13 protein-coding genes are annotated in these 15,261 nt (G+C 61.2%); 3 read left to right on the top strand and 10 right to left on the bottom strand.

Features of this window, described 5'->3' with window-relative positions:
• Positions 1 to 4: 4 nt before the first annotated feature.
• Genes ACIPO9_RS15660 through ACIPO9_RS15635 form a run of 6 tightly spaced genes read right to left on the bottom strand, consistent with a single transcriptional unit; the run spans position 5 to position 7,559 of the window.
• Positions 5 to 481, bottom strand: a complete 477-nt coding sequence (locus ACIPO9_RS15660) for a type IV pilin protein (protein ID WP_400781915.1) — start codon at positions 479 to 481, stop codon at positions 5 to 7.
• An 11-nt stretch (positions 482 to 492) separates the two neighbouring features.
• The gene (locus ACIPO9_RS15655) at positions 493 to 4,950 is read right to left on the bottom strand and encodes a pilus assembly protein (protein WP_400781912.1); all 4,458 of its coding nucleotides are present in this window, start codon (positions 4,948 to 4,950) and stop codon (positions 493 to 495) included.
• On the bottom strand, positions 4,947 to 5,516 hold the full coding sequence (locus ACIPO9_RS15650; RefSeq protein WP_400781910.1) for a PilX N-terminal domain-containing pilus assembly protein: 570 nt from the start codon (positions 5,514 to 5,516) through the stop codon (positions 4,947 to 4,949). Before ACIPO9_RS15650 ends, ACIPO9_RS15655 begins: the two co-directional genes overlap by 4 nt.
• The gene (locus ACIPO9_RS15645) at positions 5,513 to 6,304 is read right to left on the bottom strand and encodes a PilW family protein (RefSeq protein WP_400781907.1); all 792 of its coding nucleotides are present in this window, start codon (positions 6,302 to 6,304) and stop codon (positions 5,513 to 5,515) included. Before ACIPO9_RS15645 ends, ACIPO9_RS15650 begins: the two co-directional genes overlap by 4 nt.
• Complete coding sequence (pilV, locus tag ACIPO9_RS15640; RefSeq protein ID WP_400605339.1) at positions 6,301 to 6,846, bottom strand: type IV pilus modification protein PilV; 546 nt, start codon at positions 6,844 to 6,846, stop codon at positions 6,301 to 6,303. The genes ACIPO9_RS15645 and pilV overlap by 4 nt, the downstream gene beginning before the upstream one ends.
• Complete coding sequence (locus ACIPO9_RS15635; protein WP_400781904.1) at positions 6,846 to 7,559, bottom strand: GspH/FimT family pseudopilin; 714 nt, start codon at positions 7,557 to 7,559, stop codon at positions 6,846 to 6,848. Before ACIPO9_RS15635 ends, pilV begins: the two co-directional genes overlap by 1 nt.
• Between ACIPO9_RS15635 and thiO the strand changes: the two genes are divergently transcribed.
• Positions 7,558 to 8,682 (top strand): glycine oxidase ThiO, encoded by a 1,125-nt coding sequence (thiO, locus tag ACIPO9_RS15630; RefSeq protein WP_400781901.1) that lies wholly within the window; start codon positions 7,558 to 7,560, stop codon positions 8,680 to 8,682. The genes ACIPO9_RS15635 and thiO overlap by 2 nt on opposite strands.
• Before the next feature lie 158 nt (positions 8,683 to 8,840).
• Here thiO and ACIPO9_RS15625 read toward each other — a convergent pair whose 3' ends face one another.
• The 4 genes from ACIPO9_RS15625 to ACIPO9_RS15610 form a co-directional block, all read right to left on the bottom strand.
• The gene (locus ACIPO9_RS15625; RefSeq protein ID WP_400781899.1) at positions 8,841 to 10,181 is read right to left on the bottom strand and encodes a sigma-54-dependent transcriptional regulator; all 1,341 of its coding nucleotides are present in this window, start codon (positions 10,179 to 10,181) and stop codon (positions 8,841 to 8,843) included.
• Between the two features lie 2 nt (positions 10,182 to 10,183).
• Positions 10,184 to 11,776 carry a nitrogen regulation protein NR(II) gene (locus ACIPO9_RS15620; RefSeq protein WP_400781897.1) on the bottom strand — a complete coding sequence of 531 codons (1,593 nt, stop codon included), beginning with the start codon at positions 11,774 to 11,776 and terminating at the stop codon, positions 10,184 to 10,186.
• Positions 11,766 to 12,005 carry a PP0621 family protein gene (locus ACIPO9_RS15615; protein WP_274133647.1) on the bottom strand — a complete coding sequence of 80 codons (240 nt, stop codon included), beginning with the start codon at positions 12,003 to 12,005 and terminating at the stop codon, positions 11,766 to 11,768. The genes ACIPO9_RS15620 and ACIPO9_RS15615 overlap by 11 nt, the downstream gene beginning before the upstream one ends.
• Before the next feature lie 144 nt (positions 12,006 to 12,149).
• Positions 12,150 to 13,166 (bottom strand): outer membrane protein assembly factor BamD, encoded by a 1,017-nt coding sequence (locus ACIPO9_RS15610; RefSeq protein ID WP_274133646.1) that lies wholly within the window; start codon positions 13,164 to 13,166, stop codon positions 12,150 to 12,152.
• 151 nt (positions 13,167 to 13,317) lie between these two features.
• Between ACIPO9_RS15610 and rluD the strand changes: the two genes are divergently transcribed.
• Complete coding sequence (gene rluD, locus ACIPO9_RS15605) at positions 13,318 to 14,280, top strand: 23S rRNA pseudouridine(1911/1915/1917) synthase RluD (RefSeq protein ID WP_274133645.1); 963 nt, start codon at positions 13,318 to 13,320, stop codon at positions 14,278 to 14,280.
• 8 nt (positions 14,281 to 14,288) lie between these two features.
• Positions 14,289 to 15,014 (top strand): peptidoglycan editing factor PgeF, encoded by a 726-nt coding sequence (pgeF, locus tag ACIPO9_RS15600; RefSeq protein WP_400782133.1) that lies wholly within the window; start codon positions 14,289 to 14,291, stop codon positions 15,012 to 15,014.
• The last annotated feature ends 247 nt before the right edge of the window (positions 15,015 to 15,261 follow it).

The following is a 15,261-nucleotide window of genomic DNA, read 5'->3' as shown; positions in this document are numbered from 1 at the left end:
GGGATTATTTGAAGCAGTCGGTGCCTGCGGTCGAGGTTTTGTTGCCCGCCTGATCGATTGTCAGGGTTCCACATGAATCATTAGCTTGAGAGCCCTGGGGGACGACCTTAAAGCTGTAGGTGGTGGCCGTGGTGCTCACAACCGACAGTTTGTATTTGCCAGTGGTCGAGCTTGTGTCTGTAACGTCGCTCGCCTTGATGTCGGCTTTACCGGTCGCGAGTTTCGTCGCGTTGATATCAGCATCAGTGACTAACCCCATTGACGCAGGGGTTGCTCCAACATAGGTGTTGTTCTGGGCGTAAAAACGCTCAGCCCGCGCCGCGGCATCGCTCAACTGAGCAAGACCTTCAGACCGATAGCCCCGCTGTACGTACTTGGTGTAGGACGGATAAGCCACGGCCGCAAGAATCGCGACAATCGCGACGGTGATCATCAGCTCGATGAGGGTGAAGCCGCGCTGTGGGTTAGGTTGGAAGATCATAGCTGTCGTTCTCAAGGTGATGGAATCACGCGCCAGGTCTGGCGGCCGTTATATTTGAGCCCTGTGTACACGCCAGTGCCGCTGCCGGGAAGCCCCGCCCCGTCACTGTTGTACATCGTAAGCAGCCCGTTGGGGTTGTTAGTCCCTCCAAGCGTGAAGCCACCGGCTGTGGAGTCGAACCCGCTGATCACGGCGCCACCGATGGTGTCGTCCCTGGTGATCAGACCGTCGCGTGTGAAATCGAAAATCGAAAAGGTGGTGGCTCCCCCTGTATTCGGGTCCAGCCCCAGTCGTTTGCCCTGGATCCCCGCCTCGCAGACATCGGCGATTGGCGTTCGTGTAGCCACCACCAGAACACCGCCGGAGATGGTCAGCAGGTCAACCATCCGCTCGCCTACTGCAGATACAGTCGTGATGTTGTTTACGGTGGTACTGGTTTGCAAGTCCAGGTACCAGCCGTACCTCGTCGTCCAGTCAACACCGTTCTGGGTGACTGTCCTCAAGCCTGTGTAGCCCCCGATGCTTCCCGCTGCCGAGGACACTGTCTGGCTTTGCAGGTTGCTACGCGCGATCGATGCCAGCGTGTTCGAAGCAGCAGGGTTGGTGGTCGATTCAGCGTTGGTCTGTTTGTCCCAGATGCCGTAGAGGCTTTGAACATCCTTTGAGGTCTTGTCAGCCGAGGTGAAATAGCGGCCTGTCCCGAAGATCACCAGAGCGCCTGTGCCGCTAGGATGTGGATAGATCGCCGGTGGGGTGGTAATCGACTGCGGGGCGGCGCCTGTTATCGGCGAGGAGGCGGTGAACAGCGGCTTGTTGCCGAACGACACCTTGTAGTTGGCGGCGGTTGCTGTGTCCGTCAGCGTGGAGCCGACCAGATCGAAACGCCACAGGTTGCCCAACAGGTCACCCGCGTAAACGTAGTCGGCGATACCGTCTGAGTTGACGTCGAGGATAACTGGCGTTGAAAGGCCATTCTCCACTTTGGGGTTGCTGTCCGGCACGGCCATCTTCTTGATCACTGCACCGTTGGCGACATTGAGCACGAACAGGCTGGCATTACCGCTGTTGCCGTTGTAACCGCTGCCAAAGATCACGCCCCACTCGCCCGAATGCAGCTTGGAGATATAGGGGGTGGAGAAGGTCGAGCCCAGGTCGACGTCGTTCTGAGAGGTGAATTCCCAGAGCAGCTTGATGTTGCCAGGGTCGGTGATATCGAGAGCGAAGATTTCTCGCCCACCTGCGCCCAGGCTTCCCACCAGCACGGTGTGCCATGCCCCGCCGAAGTAAGCATCTTTGACCACCGACGAACCATCGACAAAGAAGCGATGCAGCGAGGAGTCGCTGTTGTAGTTCTGGTTGCTCAGCGCCCCCAGGTTGGCGACAACGGCAGAAGGAATGAAGGCGAACGTCTCGACCCCGGTATTGGCATCGAACGCGTGGAACATGCCGTCGTTGGCACCGACGTAGACCTGAGGCGTTCGCGCGCTGATGGAGGCCTGGAACTTGGCGTAATCCCCAGGCGAGCCGTCCAGCGAGTCGGCCACAGAGGCGATATAGGTGGCTTTTTGCACCACCACGGGTTGTGAGTCGACGATATCGCCCAGTATTGATGTCGGCGAACGTCTGCGGAACGTGGTCCCTTCCAGCGTACGTACGCCCCTGATGAACGATACCTGATCGGAGGTCAGCACACCGTTGGGGAAGGCCGAGGAGTATTGCCAGCGTACGCCTGCGAAGATCCGCCCCGCCAGATTGGTGTAGGTGAAATCCTGCAGGCCGTTACCTGCCGAGTTAGCGATTTGTATGTTGCGATTGGCAGGTGCAGGGACTTGGGACCCTGCAGTCCAGTTCACAGCCGAGGTGCTTGTGCCCCCCGTGTAGTCATAGGTGGCGGTAGTCTTTGTCAGATCGCCGCTCCAGAGAGTGACGCTGAAACTGTTGGTGTAGGTGGATGTCGAGGTCGAAGACGACTGCGGCGGCGGTGAAACAGCGGGCGGCGAAACCGACGTGTTCTTCTGCACGATCTGGCTGAAGGCCTCCTGAAGCTGTTGTTTGAGTGTCGAGGCGCTGCTCACCAGAAAGTAGTTGTCGGGCGTGCCGGAAACGTTCGAATCCCACTGCCCTGCCACCGGTACGCTGCTCGTGGTGTTGTCCTTGGTGCCGAAGCCGCCCCACTTGGCCGCATACCACAAGGGGTCTTGCAGGTTGGTGACCGAGCGGGCAGACGAAGGGGTGAACACCCGCGAGTGACTGTCACTGCCGTTAACCACCGCACTGCCGGAGCGGCGGCCGGGCAGAAGATCTGCTGTGCCCGTGCATTGGTTGGATGGCACGCACGCACCGGGCAGTTTGGTGCCGGGGGTGTCGAGTTCGTAGTGACTGTTGCCATTGCCGCCGCCGGTCACTTCCAGATAGATACCGTCGTTGGTGGTGCCCGAAATGGTATAGCCCATGTGGGATTCGGCGCCGGACACCGAGTACACGGTCTGCGTAGTAACGTTCAGGGTGCTGGCGGCAGTGACCGACACGGTGTAGAGAACAATGGCGTCCATGTCGTAGTCGCAGCCTTGGCCGCAGTCATCGAATACAACCCGGAAAATCGCTTGGGGTCGTCCACCATTGACCGTCGTGTCGGCTGGCTGGCCGGGCATGTTGTATAGCGAATCAATGTAGAAGCCTGTGATCTGCTCGGTGACGCCACTGGTGACCTTGCCGAATGGCAGCAGCGTGATTGTGCCTCCGCCGACGGGCATCTGGATGCGAGGCAAGGTAGAGGACAAGGCAATGGAGAACGTCTGGACTTTCTGGCCGCCCAACGTGGTGATCGGGTTGGTGTTGGCGTAATAGGCGACTGCCCCGGCGTTAAAGGTTCCTTGCTTGGTAGGCTCCTCCGGCAGGCCGCGGATGTTGCCAAGGCTTGAGGCAGCTTTGGCAGTCGGCGCGGTGTCGCTCAGGCTTGTGGTCTGACCGATGTTGATGTTCCTGCTGCCTGAGCCTACGTCAGCGTTCCAGATCGCCTGCCCCTGGGTTTGGGCGTTGAAACCGGTCAAAGCCGTGGTGGCGCTTGGTGCGTTGCTGGTTGTGAACGCACTGCCAGGCAGGTCCGAGTCGTAGGTCGGGTTGACATCACTGAACAGCGTCTCGAAGGGCTTGGAACAGCTCGGAAACGTCGGCGGGTTGGCATCCGGGTTGGGGGTGCTCGAATAGGGGTTGGTCCAAGTTGTCAGGCCGCTCAGGCCCAACGCGGTGTCTCCCGCGCCCGACAGAAAGCCGCTGGTCGGGGTAGTGGCGCCGCTGAAGTAGCGCATGGTTTCGAACATCATCTCTGCGAGGGGGTTACCCCAGTCCTGGCAGGTGCCGTTGGTAGTCGTGTTGCCGGTGCTGCTGCACCCGCTGGACCTGATTCGCAGGCCGTCCAGGGTGCCGATGATGCCGCTTTTGACGTAAACGCCCAGCGTGTTCTTGGTCCCGAAAATCCCCGTCGAGGTCTCGATTTCATTGGCAAAACTGCTGATCGCCTTGCGGATTGCACCGCCCTGAATGTTGTTCTGATAGGTGCCGGTCATCAGGCCGAAGTACATCTGATTGCCTTCGCCATAATCGTGAAGGATGCCGGTAGGTTTGTATTTTCCGTTGGGGTAAAGGCGGCAGTTGCTCTCCAGAAAGCCAGTTTTGCAGACCTCCACCCGGACTTGATAGTCGTTCGGGACTACGACGACGTCCTGGAAGCTGGTGTTGGTGGCCACCGATCCACCTTGCGTCACTTCGCGAGACACCCAGCCGAATATGCGGATGTTGGAGGCATTGGGCAGCACCCGCAGCAGCGGAGCAGACGACTGTGTATTGTTCGCAAATAATGCGTAGTTACTGCCCGTAGGGTTGGCGAACGGGGTGTAGTCGGACAAGTTGTAGCCATCGACTGTCGGGCTGCGGTACTCCTTGCCCCAGGTGTGAGCGTCGGTCGGAATGTACGCGCGCTCCAGGATGGTCTGGGTGGTGGTGTCGGTGCTGCGATATCCACCGTACAGCACCTTGCGCAAAGCGTCGGCGCGAGAGGTCGTCAGGTAGTTGAGGTAATCACCGCTCCAACTGCCCGGGCATTTCTTCAGGTTGGCGGCCGTGGTCGTCGAGGAGGGCGTGAAGTAGCCACTGCTGTAGCTGTAGCACGTCAACGAATCGAAATAGCCCAGATAGTCGATCGAGGGCTTGTAGCGAATGTCGATCGAGCCATCACCGTCCAGATCAGACGCGTCGTTGTAAGCAGGGAAAAACAGCTTGTGGTCACGGCCCACCACCAACATGTTCAGCGGAGGAACCGAGTCGTTGACGAACAGCGGTGCCTGCGCCGGCACCTGACTCACCGCACCGTGCGCCGACGATATCGACAGAGCCAGAACGGCACCGACCGCACTCAGCAAGCGAAGGGGGCTGATGGTTGGAAGGGCACTCAGGTAACGGCTGATTTTCATGGGTTGTAGTACCGGGCAATGACGGTTCGCAATGTCACGCGAGGGGTCGTGGTGTCGCTGGTGCATAGCACCGTTGATGCACAGGCGTTGACTTCGTAATAGTGGAACCCGCATCCCCTGGCGCCGCAGTCGCCTTGGCTGTAACCCACGAGATTGCCCAGGTCCACGACATACCACTGCACTTTCACGTCGTAGTTATTCGCCACGGTGGTGACATTGTTTCCGTCGGCGGTCGTGAAGCGAGTTGGTGTGTCCTTCGAGGCCGGTACGGCCAGATCCGCGAGGCTCCAGCGCAGACAAAACGTGCTGTTGCAGACACTGCTTGCCGAGGGAGGTGCGACCGAGCTGATGCTGCTCTCACCGATGCGTAGCGCACCCTCGGCAGCATTGAACAATGTCTTCTGCATTTTCAGGTTGCCAGTGATGCGCGATTCGAGCGAGACGCCGCGCATGCTGGACAATGCCAGAAGCGTGATGACCAGCAGCATCATGATCGCTACCAGCAGCGTCGCCCCGGTCTGGTGGCGCCCTGAAACGCCGATACGGCCCGATGTCATCGAACTCATTGCATCTGGTTCCTGATCATCGTGGTGCCCTGGACCAATTGATAGATCTGGTTGCTGTCCACCAGACTGTCGCCGAATCGCGTGTTCCACTCATTCAACGCGGCCGATGTCGTGGCATCGTCGCGTACGGAGGCAGTGCCCTGGCTCTGCATGAGCACGGTATATCGCACCGCCCCCACGGTGTCTGTGGGGGTGGCGCTGAATGTCGAGACCGCCTTCAAGTCGCCCGGCCCTGAACCGTACTCGAAGCGCAGCCCCGCCACGCCAGTCACCAAGGGCTGCTTGGCGACCGTACCCGAAGTGCAGACGATGGATTTACTCGCGGCGTCGTATTCTATTTTCTCGATGACGATCGGGTTGATCTGCTTGCTATAGGGCGCAGTGATCGTGTCCTGATTGGCGCTCGACAGTGCAGTGCCCTGGCAGTTGACGTCGTTTTTGTTCGCCGCCTGGTAGCGCACGCACAGGGCTGTGGGCGATACGGCGATCACCGAGGTGTCCTCCGCAAACGAGCATCCCAGCCCTGCACCGCTGGGGAACGATTTGGCCGGATTGCTGCGGTAGCCTGCCTTGGAAAGCTCCTGACTCAATAAGGTCATGGCGAACCGTCCGTTCTCCTGATTGCCCACCTGGCCCTGCTGGAACAGGTAGCTTTTCTGGTTGTTGATGAAGATCTGCGTCACCCCAAGGATGAGGAACAGGCCAATGAGCATGGCGACCATCAGCTCGATGAGCGACAGCCCCGCCTGCGTGTTGCGTTGGGGGAACGAGAGTGATGGCGGCTTCATCGCAGGCGTGTCCTGATGCGATAGGTGCAGGTGTTACCAACAAGGTTGGCGTCCAGACATTCAGCGGACGATTTCACAGTCCAGCCCACCTGAATCTCGACTTCGCTGTTGGTCGTATTGCCCGTGCCACAGGCATTCTGGGAGTCGCCGGGCACCAGGCTTCGACAGATATAGAACGAGTTGCTCAACACCGCGGCGGTGACGCCAGGCAGGGCGCGGCTTGCCTGCGCTGCCCAGCAGGCGATCTGGGCGGAGAGGTCGGTCGGTGTGGGATTGCAGCTGCCGGGAGGTGTCGGAAAACTCGACTGCGGCGGCTTGATGCAGTTATTGGCCGTCGTACAGGTGCCGGCGGTGCGGATGATATCCACCAGATCGTCCACCAGCATGATCGCGGTGTTGCGCTGCACGGAATCCTGAGTGTACGGAATGGCCTTGCTTTGCAGCGCCACCATGCCCAGTACGCCGACGGCAATGATGATCAGGCTGACCAGTACTTCGATCATGCTGAAGCCTGCGCTGTGATTTCGGGACGTTACATTCATCAGCATCCACTCGGTTTGGTGGACGTCGGCGCGGTGACCCGGCCACTGGTCAGAAGCGTGACATATTGCGAGGAAATGGCGGTATCGGTTGGATAGAGGATTTGAAAGCAGCCGCTGACCGAAGCAGTGCCGGTCGGCGTGAAATTAACGCTGTTCACATTGGCATTGATGGACACGCCAGACTGCAGGCCGTTACTACCCACCTGTCTGAGTGTGGTGCCACTGGTAGACACCACGATGTTGGTCGTCCCCGCGGCTGCGGAAACGTTCACCGTCGTACCGCGCGTCACCGCCTCGCCCCGTGCGTATTGCAACAGGTCGTAAAATTCATCGGCAGCCGCACGCACGTTCATGCGGTGCAACATCGACGAGAAGTTCGGGATGGCGAAGGCCGCAAAGATGCCCACGATCACCACGACCACGATCAGCTCGATCAGGGTAAACCCGCCGCTATTGCCCCCGGAAGGACCTTGCCAGCTGCGACGCGAATGCAGGCGCGTAAGACCAGAGCTGAAACCCATCAAGGAAATTCCATTTTTCGTTTGAAATATGGTGATACTACTCAGGTTGAAAGTCGCTATGTAGTGGATGTCCGGGGCTATTCGCCGGATCAGCGGCATGGTACTGATTTTTGACGGTAATGGAGTCGGTTTGTCCGCAGGAAGTCGGGCAGTGGCCGGCGATTGTTTCCTCTTGATGATCGGGTTCTGCATGTCCAGGCAACACGTGGTAATCGTCGGTGGTGGCGTCATCGGTCTGCTGACGGCCTTCAATCTCGCGGCAAAGGTTCAGAGCGTGGTGTTGCTCGACCGTTCCGGTGTCGGTCAGGAGTCTTCCTGGGCGGGCGGCGGTATCGTTTCACCGCTTTATCCCTGGCGCTACAGCCCGGCGGTCACGGCGCTGGCGCATTGGTCCCAGGATTTCTATCCGCAGTTGGGCGAGCGGCTGCTCGATGCCACGGGGATCGATCCGGAAGTCCACCGTACCGGTTTGTACTGGCTGGATCTGGATGACGAACAGCAGGCGCTGGAATGGGCTGCACGAGTCGGGCGGCCGCTGGCCTCTGTGGATATCTCGGCGGTCTATGACGCGGTGCCGGTGATGGGCGGCGGGTTTACCCGCGCCATTTACATGGCCGACATCGCCAACGTGCGCAACCCGCGACTGGTCAAATCCCTGAAGGCGGCACTGCTGGCGCTGCCTAACGTGACCCTTCACGAGCAGTGCGAAGTCAGTGATTTCGTGCGCGATGGCGACAGGATCATCGGCGTAAGCACACCGCAAGGCGACATCCTGGGTGACAGCGTAGTGCTGGCTGCCGGTGCCTGGAGCGGCGATCTGCTCGCCAGGCTCGGGCTGGAATTGCCGGTAGAGCCGGTCAAGGGCCAGATGATTCTGTACAAATGCGCATCCGACTTTCTCCCCAGCATGATCCTCGCCAAGGGCCGCTACGCGATTCCTCGCCGTGACGGCCACATTCTGATCGGCAGCACGCTGGAGCACGAAGGCTACGACAAGACCCCGACCGATGTGGCGCTGCAAAGCCTGAAAGCGTCGGCAGTGGAGCTGATCCCGGCCCTGGCCAATGCCGAGGTGGTGGGGCACTGGGCAGGGCTGCGCCCGGGGTCACCGGATGGCATTCCGTTCATCGGCCCGGTGCCGGGGCATGACGGGCTGTGGCTCAACTGCGGGCATTTCCGCAACGGCCTGGTGCTGGCGCCGGCGTCGTGCCAGTTGCTGACGGATTTGCTGGTGGGCGATGTGCCGATCATCGATCCGGCGCCGTATGCGCCAGCGCTCGCAGCCCTTGGCCAAAAAACGGTCGAGACCCCGTAGCAGTCCGGCTTGCCGGCGTCAGCGATCTTGAGAACGCTCCCGCCGGCAAGCCGTGCTGCTACGGTTGTGAGTGCGCCATCAATCCCGTAGCAGCCGGGCTTGCCCGCGGGGGTGATTTCAAGGACGCCGACGCCGGCAAGCCGGACTGCTACGGGAAACTACTCCAACCCCAACTTCTTCAACCGATAGCGCATCGACCTGAACGTCAGGCTCAACCGTTGCGCGGCTGCCGTGCGGTTCCAGCGGGTCTCTTCGAGGGCCTGGAGGATCAGCTTGCGCTCGATGCTCTCCAGGTAGTCTTCCAGATTGTCGATGTCAGCCAGGCTCGGGCCGTCCTGTTCGTTGACCGTGACCGGTTCTGCCAGGCGCAGGTCGTCGGCGTTGATCTGGTCGTTTTCGCACAGGGTGTAGGCCCGTTCGAGCATGTTCTCCAGCTCGCGAACGTTGCCGGGAAAGCGGTAGCCCTTGAGCGCCGTCAGTGCCGGCGAGGCGAGGCGGGCAGGGGGCTGGGCGGCGCCTTCGGCCAGGCGGCGCAGGACGTTGCCAGCGATTTCCTCGATGTCTTCGCGGCGTTCGCGCAGCGGCGGCACGCGCAGTTCGATGACGTTGAGGCGGTAATACAGATCCTGCCGGAAGCGCTGGGCCGCGACTTCGACACTCAGGTCCTTGTGGGTGGCGCACAACACGCGCACATCGACCACTTGCTCCTGCTGCCCGCCCACCGCGCGGATGGATTTCTCCTGGATGGCGCGCAGCAGTTTTACCTGCATCGCCAGCGGCAGGTCGGCCACTTCATCGAGAAACAACGTACCGCCGTTGGCCGTCTGGAACAGCCCCGGTTTGTCTTCGTGGGCCCCGGTGAAGCTGCCTTTGCGATGGCCGAAGAATTCGCTTTCCATCAGTTCCGTAGGAATCGCGCCGCAGTTGACCGGCACGAACGGCTTGTCGATCCGCGGGCCCTGCTCGTGGATCAGCCGGGCGACCAACTCCTTGCCGCTGCCCGATTCGCCGCTGATGTAGATCGGCGCCTGGCTGCGCGCCAGCTTGCCGATCTGCTTGCGCAAGGCCTGCATGGGCGGTGAGTTGCCGAGCAGGCGGTTGTCGATGCTGTTTTCGTTGGACGGCGCCATGTGCAGGCGCAGCGCGCTGCCGACCAGCTCGCGCAGGCGACCCAGGTCCACGGGCTTGGTGAGGAAGTCGAAGGCACCGGCTTTCAGGGCATGGATCGCTGTGTCGAGGCTGCCGTGCGCGGTGATCATCGCCACCGGCACCTGGGTGTGGCGCTTCTGGATGTGCTGCACCAGTTCCAGGCCGTTGCCGTCGGGCAGGCGCATGTCGGTCAGGCACAGGTCGAAGGGTTCGCGGGCGAGCCAGTCTTGAGCTTCCTTGACGTTGCGCGCACTGCGAGTGTCCAGCTTCATCCGCCCCAGAGTGATCTCCAGTAATTCGCGAATGTCCGGCTCATCGTCGACGATCAGGATCTTTTGCCGTTGGCTCATCTTCAACTCAATTTGAACGGATGGGCGAAGGTGATCCGCATACAGCTTCCGCCACCTTCCCGTGGTGTGTAGTCCAGGTTCGCCTGATTGCTTTCGCACAGTTCCCGCGAAAGATACAGGCCCAGGCCGGTCCCTTTGCTTTCAGTGGTGAAAAATGGTTCGAAGAGCTTGCTCAGGTGCTCTCTGGCGACACCGGGACCATTATCCAGCACCTCAAGGCTTGGCAGCTCGCTGTGGGGTGCGTGAAACAGTCGCAGCCAGACTTGAGCGCGTGCATGCATCTGACCACTGTAGCGCAAGCCGTTCTGGGTCAGGTTAGTCACGACTTGCACAAGCTGCTCGGCATCCATGCGGGTGGTGAGGGCACCGGGGCCGATTTCCAGATGCACTGCCTGGTCGTCGGGCAGTCGGGAGCGCAAGTCGCTGACGAATCCTTCGAGCCACTGCCTGAGGTCAAGCAGGTGCGGCTCGGTCTGACGTCGGCGGGACAGCTGCAAGACGTTCTCGATCACCAGATTCATCCGTCGCGATTGATCTTGAATGATTTCACTCAGACGCCGGTCGGGACCGGTCAGTTCCTCGGATTCATGGAGCAGCTGGGCCGCGTGGCTGATGGCGCCCAGCGGGTTGCGGATCTCGTGGGCGATGCCGGCGGTCAGCCTGCCCAGGGCCGCGAGCTTGAGTTGCTGGGCCTGCTGGGAGATTTTTGACAGGTCATCAATGAAGATCAGGGTGTGGCGCTGGCTGTCACGGTTCAAGGCAATGAAGCCGGGGCGCAGCACGGGGCCGATTGCCGAAGTGGTAATGCTTCGTGGCGCCATGGACGGGTTGATCTGCCATTGCCGCAGACGCTCGACCAACTGCGGAGAGTAGGGGTCGATGATTTCGCCAAGCAGATGCTCGTGGCCCAGCAGTGCCAGGGCGCTGTGGTTGGCCAGTAGCACCTTGCGCTCGGCGTCCAGTACCAGAATGCCGGTGCGCATGCGCTGCAGGATCAGCGCGTTGAGTTCTTCGAGGTTGTCGACGTCGGCCGCGCGCCGTTCGGCGATGTCCTCGCTGGCCTGCAGCCGGCGCGCCAGTGCCTGTACCAGCAGGGCGGCGGCGAAGCACAGGGCGCCAAGGGACCCGGCCTGGACGAAATGATTGGCCGCTGCAGGCTTGTTGTAGCTGATGAAGAACGTCAGGTAGATGATGCCGATGGCTGAAATCGCGGCAATCAGCAGCCCGGTGCGTTTGCGCAGCAGCACGTTGCTGATCGCCACCGAGGCCACGATCAAGTTGCCCAGGCCGCTGGGTGCGCCGCCTCCGGCATAGAACAGGGCGCACAGCATGCAGGCGTCGGCCAGCGCCAGGGTGAACAGATGGCCTTGGCGCGTCGGCCGTTCGAGCAGTACGACCACCAGAATGTTGAACACCAGATAGAGCCAGCAGCCGGTGCGAAACAGTTCGATATCGGCCATTTGCAGCAGTTCGGCATCCAGGCTGCTGGAAATCAGCAGCACCAGCAGAATGCCGATGCTCAGGCGGTAGAGGTGGTAGAGCCGCAGGATACGCTGGGCCTGCGCCGTGACCAGCGACAGGGTTTCAGCGGTCACGTGCTGCCGGGCCCTGTAGCCGGTGGGCTTCGGTGCAGTACCACTGTTCGTTCTGGCTCAGCGCGCGGTCACGGGGCAGGTGCACGCCGCACTGGGCACAGCGCACCATGGGCGCGGCATCGATGGGCGGCGCGGCAGGCCGTGGACGGGGCGCAGGGCGTTTGGTCACGCGTTTGAAGAACCAGATCGCCAACCAGATCAGGGCGACCCACATAATCAAGCGAATCATGTCTACCAGCTTATTGAGTGAGGATGCCGCAGTTTAGCCAAGGCACTGGCGGGCGCACAGTCGTCTACGGCGCCTTGGCGTGTCAGAAACGAAAAAGAGGTCCCGTAGGACCTCTTTCTCAGTGACTCAGGGGCTGCGACTGAATCAGTCGAACAGGCCGAAGGTCATGTAGCTGAAGATCGAGCGGCTTTTCGGGGTGCCGTCCGCGTCGTCGTTCTTCGGCTCTTCCGTCTGGTTTTCAGGCAGCAGGTCGGCCGGGATGGCGTCCTTGGCGTCCTGGTACTGCTTGATCACGTCCTGGTTGGCGCGGGTTTCTCCCGGCGGCAGCGGCGGACGGCTCTCGATCAGACCCAGGGTGGCCTTGGACAGCCACGAACGGTTGTCAGGATCCGGGGTACGGGCTTCGAACTTGCCATCGGCCAGTTGCGGGTGATCCGGGTAGTTGGCTTTCAGGACTTGCAGGCTGGTGTCGGCCAGGTCGTCCAGGTGCAGACGCTGATAGCCTTCGACCATGACGGCCAGGCCGTCGCCGACCGATGGGGTTTCCTGGAAGTTTTCCACCACGTAGCGGCCACGGTTCACGGCGGCGACATAGGCCTGACGGGTCAGGTAGTAGTCGGCCACGTGGATTTCATAGGCCGCCAGCAGGTTACGCAGGTAGATCATGCGTTGCTTGGCGTCCGGCGCATAGCGGCTGTTCGGATAGCGGCTGGTCAGCTGTGCGAACTCGTTGTACGAGTCACGGGCGGCGCCCGGGTCACGCTTGGTCTGGTCCAGCGGCAGGAAGCGCGCAATGATGCCCACGTCCTGGTCGAACGAGGTCAGGCCCTTGAGGTAGTAGGCGTAGTCGACGTTCGGGTGCTGGGGGTGCAGGCGAATGAAACGCTCGGCTGCGGATTTCGCGGCCTCAGGCTCACCGTTCTTGTAGTTGGCGTAGATCAGCTCCAGCTGCGCCTGGTCGGCGTAGCGACCGAACGGATAGCGCGATTCCAGCGCCTTGAGTTTTTCGCTCGCGCTGTTGTAGCTGTTGTTGTCCAGGTCGGCCTGCGCCTGCTGGTACAGCTCGACTTCACTGAGGTTTTCGTCGATGACTTCTTTCTTCGAAGAACAGGCAGCGGTAAGTCCGAGGATGGCTATCAGCAGCAGGTGTTTCACTTGCATGGCGGCTTGCGTCCCTATAACGGCCTGCTGTCTTGCGCAGGACCGTCCTGTTATGATGGGCGCCCCGTGGAACCCCCGGGACAAAAGACGCCGTATTTAACCACAAGCGCACAGCCGAAACCAAAGGCCAGTGCCACCTCCTAGTTTGAGCATGTCTGAGATCATTGAACTTCGCGCAGAGGTGCCGTCCGAATTGGGCGGTCAACGCCTCGACCAGGTCGCCGCCCAACTCTTCGCCGAGCACTCGCGCTCGCGCCTTTCCGCCTGGATCAAAGACGGCCGCCTGACCGTGGACGGAGGCGTTCTGCGCCCGCGTGACATCGTTCATGGCGGTGCCGTTCTGCTTCTGCAGGCCGAGCAGGAAGCTCAGGGAGAGTGGGTGGCGCAGGACATCGAACTGGATATCGTCTACGAAGACGACCAGATTCTGGTGATCAACAAACCGGCCGGGCTGGTCGTGCATCCGGCGGCAGGCCACGCTGATGGCACCCTGCTCAACGCCTTGCTGCACCACGTGCCGGACATCATCAACGTCCCGCGTGCCGGCATCGTGCACCGTCTGGACAAGGACACCACCGGCCTTATGGTGGTGGCCAAGACCATTCAGGCGCAGACCCAACTGGTCACCCAGTTGCAGGCGCGCAGCGTCAGCCGGATCTACGAGTGCATCGTGATCGGCGTGGTGACCGCCGGCGGCAAGATCAACGCGCCGATCGGGCGTCACGGCCAGCAGCGCCAGCGCATGGCGGTAATGGAAGGCGGCAAGCCAGCCGTCAGCCACTATCGCGTGCTGGAGCGTTTCCGCTCCCACACCCATGTGCGGGTCAAGCTGGAAACCGGCCGTACCCACCAGATTCGCGTACACATGGCGCACATCAATTTCCCGCTGGTGGGCGATCCGGCCTACGGCGGCCGCTTCCGCATTCCGCCTGCGGCCAGCGTGACGATGGTCGAATCCTTGAAGAACTTCCCCCGCCAGGCGCTGCACGCGCGCTTCCTGGAGCTGGATCATCCGACGACCGGTCAACGGATGAGCTGGGAGTCGCCGCTGCCGGATGATTTCGTCTGGCTGCTGTCGCTGCTCAAGCAGGATCGCGAGGCGTTCATCGGATGAGTGACTTCGTGACGCAATGGCTGACTCCCGACTGGCCTGCGCCGGTCGGCATCAAGGCGTGCGTCACGACGCGAGCGGGCGGCGTCAGCGTCGCGCCATTCGACAGCTTCAATCTGGGCGATCACGTCGATGACGATCCAGCCGCGGTTGCCCACAACCGTTCGCTGCTGACCTCCCGGCTGAACGTACAGCCCGCCTGGCTGAAACAGGTACACGGCATTGATGTGGTTCAGGCCACGCCGGGCCAGGTAATGCAGGCTGATGCCAGCTGGAGCAAGATCCCGGGCGTTGCCTGCACCATCATGACGGCCGATTGCCTGCCTGCGCTGTTCTGCAATCGCCAGGGCACCCAGGTTGCGGCGGCCCACGCCGGGTGGCGGGGGCTGGCGGCGGGTGTGCTGGAGGCGACGGTGGACAGCTTTGCTGATACTCCTTCGGACATTCTGGTATGGCTCGGCCCGTCCATCGGTCCGCAAGCCTTTGAAGTCGGCCCGGAAGTGCGCGATGCCTTCATGGCCACCCATCCTGATACGGCAGAAGCCTTTGTGCCGAGCGTCAATGCCGGCAAGTTCATGGCCGATATCTACCAACTGGCGCGTTTGCGCCTGGCAGCCCACGGCGTCACGGCGGTGTACGGCGGCGGCTGGTCGACCTACAACGACGAGCGTTTCTTCTCCTATCGCCGCGGCGCACGCACCGGGCGCTTTGCTTCGCTGGTGTGGATCGAGCGGTAGTCGACCCCTGTAGGAGCGCGCTCGCCCGCGACCGCGGTTGATCAACCATCGTCGATGCAAGATGTGCCACCGCAGTCGCGGGCAAGCGCGCTCCTACAATTCGCTCTCAGACTTCCGCCAACAAGCTAAATTGATCTATGTCAAGCACTCACCGCTTGAATCCTGTGCAATCGGCCACATCTAAGGGCTATCTGGCAGGTTTTCTTTATTAAGGTGTGTTCATTGCTCCGGCCTGCCCATTAGGAAG

Origin of the sequence: Pseudomonas sp. NPDC090203, from assembly GCF_044746765.1 — a bacterium.
Taxonomy (GTDB): domain Bacteria; phylum Pseudomonadota; class Gammaproteobacteria; order Pseudomonadales; family Pseudomonadaceae; genus Aquipseudomonas; species Aquipseudomonas putida_AD.
This window is presented reverse-complemented; position numbering and strand designations above follow the sequence as displayed.

What these genes read in the sequence shown, in the direction of transcription:
- ACIPO9_RS15660 (WP_400781915.1), bottom strand. Translation starts at nt 481, where the DNA reads ATGATCTTCCAACCTAACCCACAGCGCGGCTTCACCCTCATCGAGCTG.
- ACIPO9_RS15655 (WP_400781912.1), bottom strand. Translation starts at nt 4,950, where the DNA reads ATGAAAATCAGCCGTTACCTGAGTGCCCTTCCAACCATCAGCCCCCTT.
- ACIPO9_RS15650 (WP_400781910.1), bottom strand. Translation starts at nt 5,516, where the DNA reads ATGAGTTCGATGACATCGGGCCGTATCGGCGTTTCAGGGCGCCACCAG.
- ACIPO9_RS15645 (WP_400781907.1), bottom strand. Translation starts at nt 6,304, where the DNA reads ATGAAGCCGCCATCACTCTCGTTCCCCCAACGCAACACGCAGGCGGGG.
- pilV (WP_400605339.1), bottom strand. Translation starts at nt 6,846, where the DNA reads ATGAATGTAACGTCCCGAAATCACAGCGCAGGCTTCAGCATGATCGAA.
- thiO (WP_400781901.1), top strand. Translation starts at nt 7,558, where the DNA reads ATGTCCAGGCAACACGTGGTAATCGTCGGTGGTGGCGTCATCGGTCTG.
- ACIPO9_RS15635 (WP_400781904.1), bottom strand. Translation starts at nt 7,559, where the DNA reads ATGCAGAACCCGATCATCAAGAGGAAACAATCGCCGGCCACTGCCCGA.
- ACIPO9_RS15625 (WP_400781899.1), bottom strand. Translation starts at nt 10,181, where the DNA reads ATGAGCCAACGGCAAAAGATCCTGATCGTCGACGATGAGCCGGACATT.
- ACIPO9_RS15615 (WP_274133647.1), bottom strand. Translation starts at nt 12,005, where the DNA reads ATGATTCGCTTGATTATGTGGGTCGCCCTGATCTGGTTGGCGATCTGG.
- ACIPO9_RS15610 (WP_274133646.1), bottom strand. Translation starts at nt 13,166, where the DNA reads ATGCAAGTGAAACACCTGCTGCTGATAGCCATCCTCGGACTTACCGCT.
- rluD (WP_274133645.1), top strand. Translation starts at nt 13,318, where the DNA reads ATGTCTGAGATCATTGAACTTCGCGCAGAGGTGCCGTCCGAATTGGGC.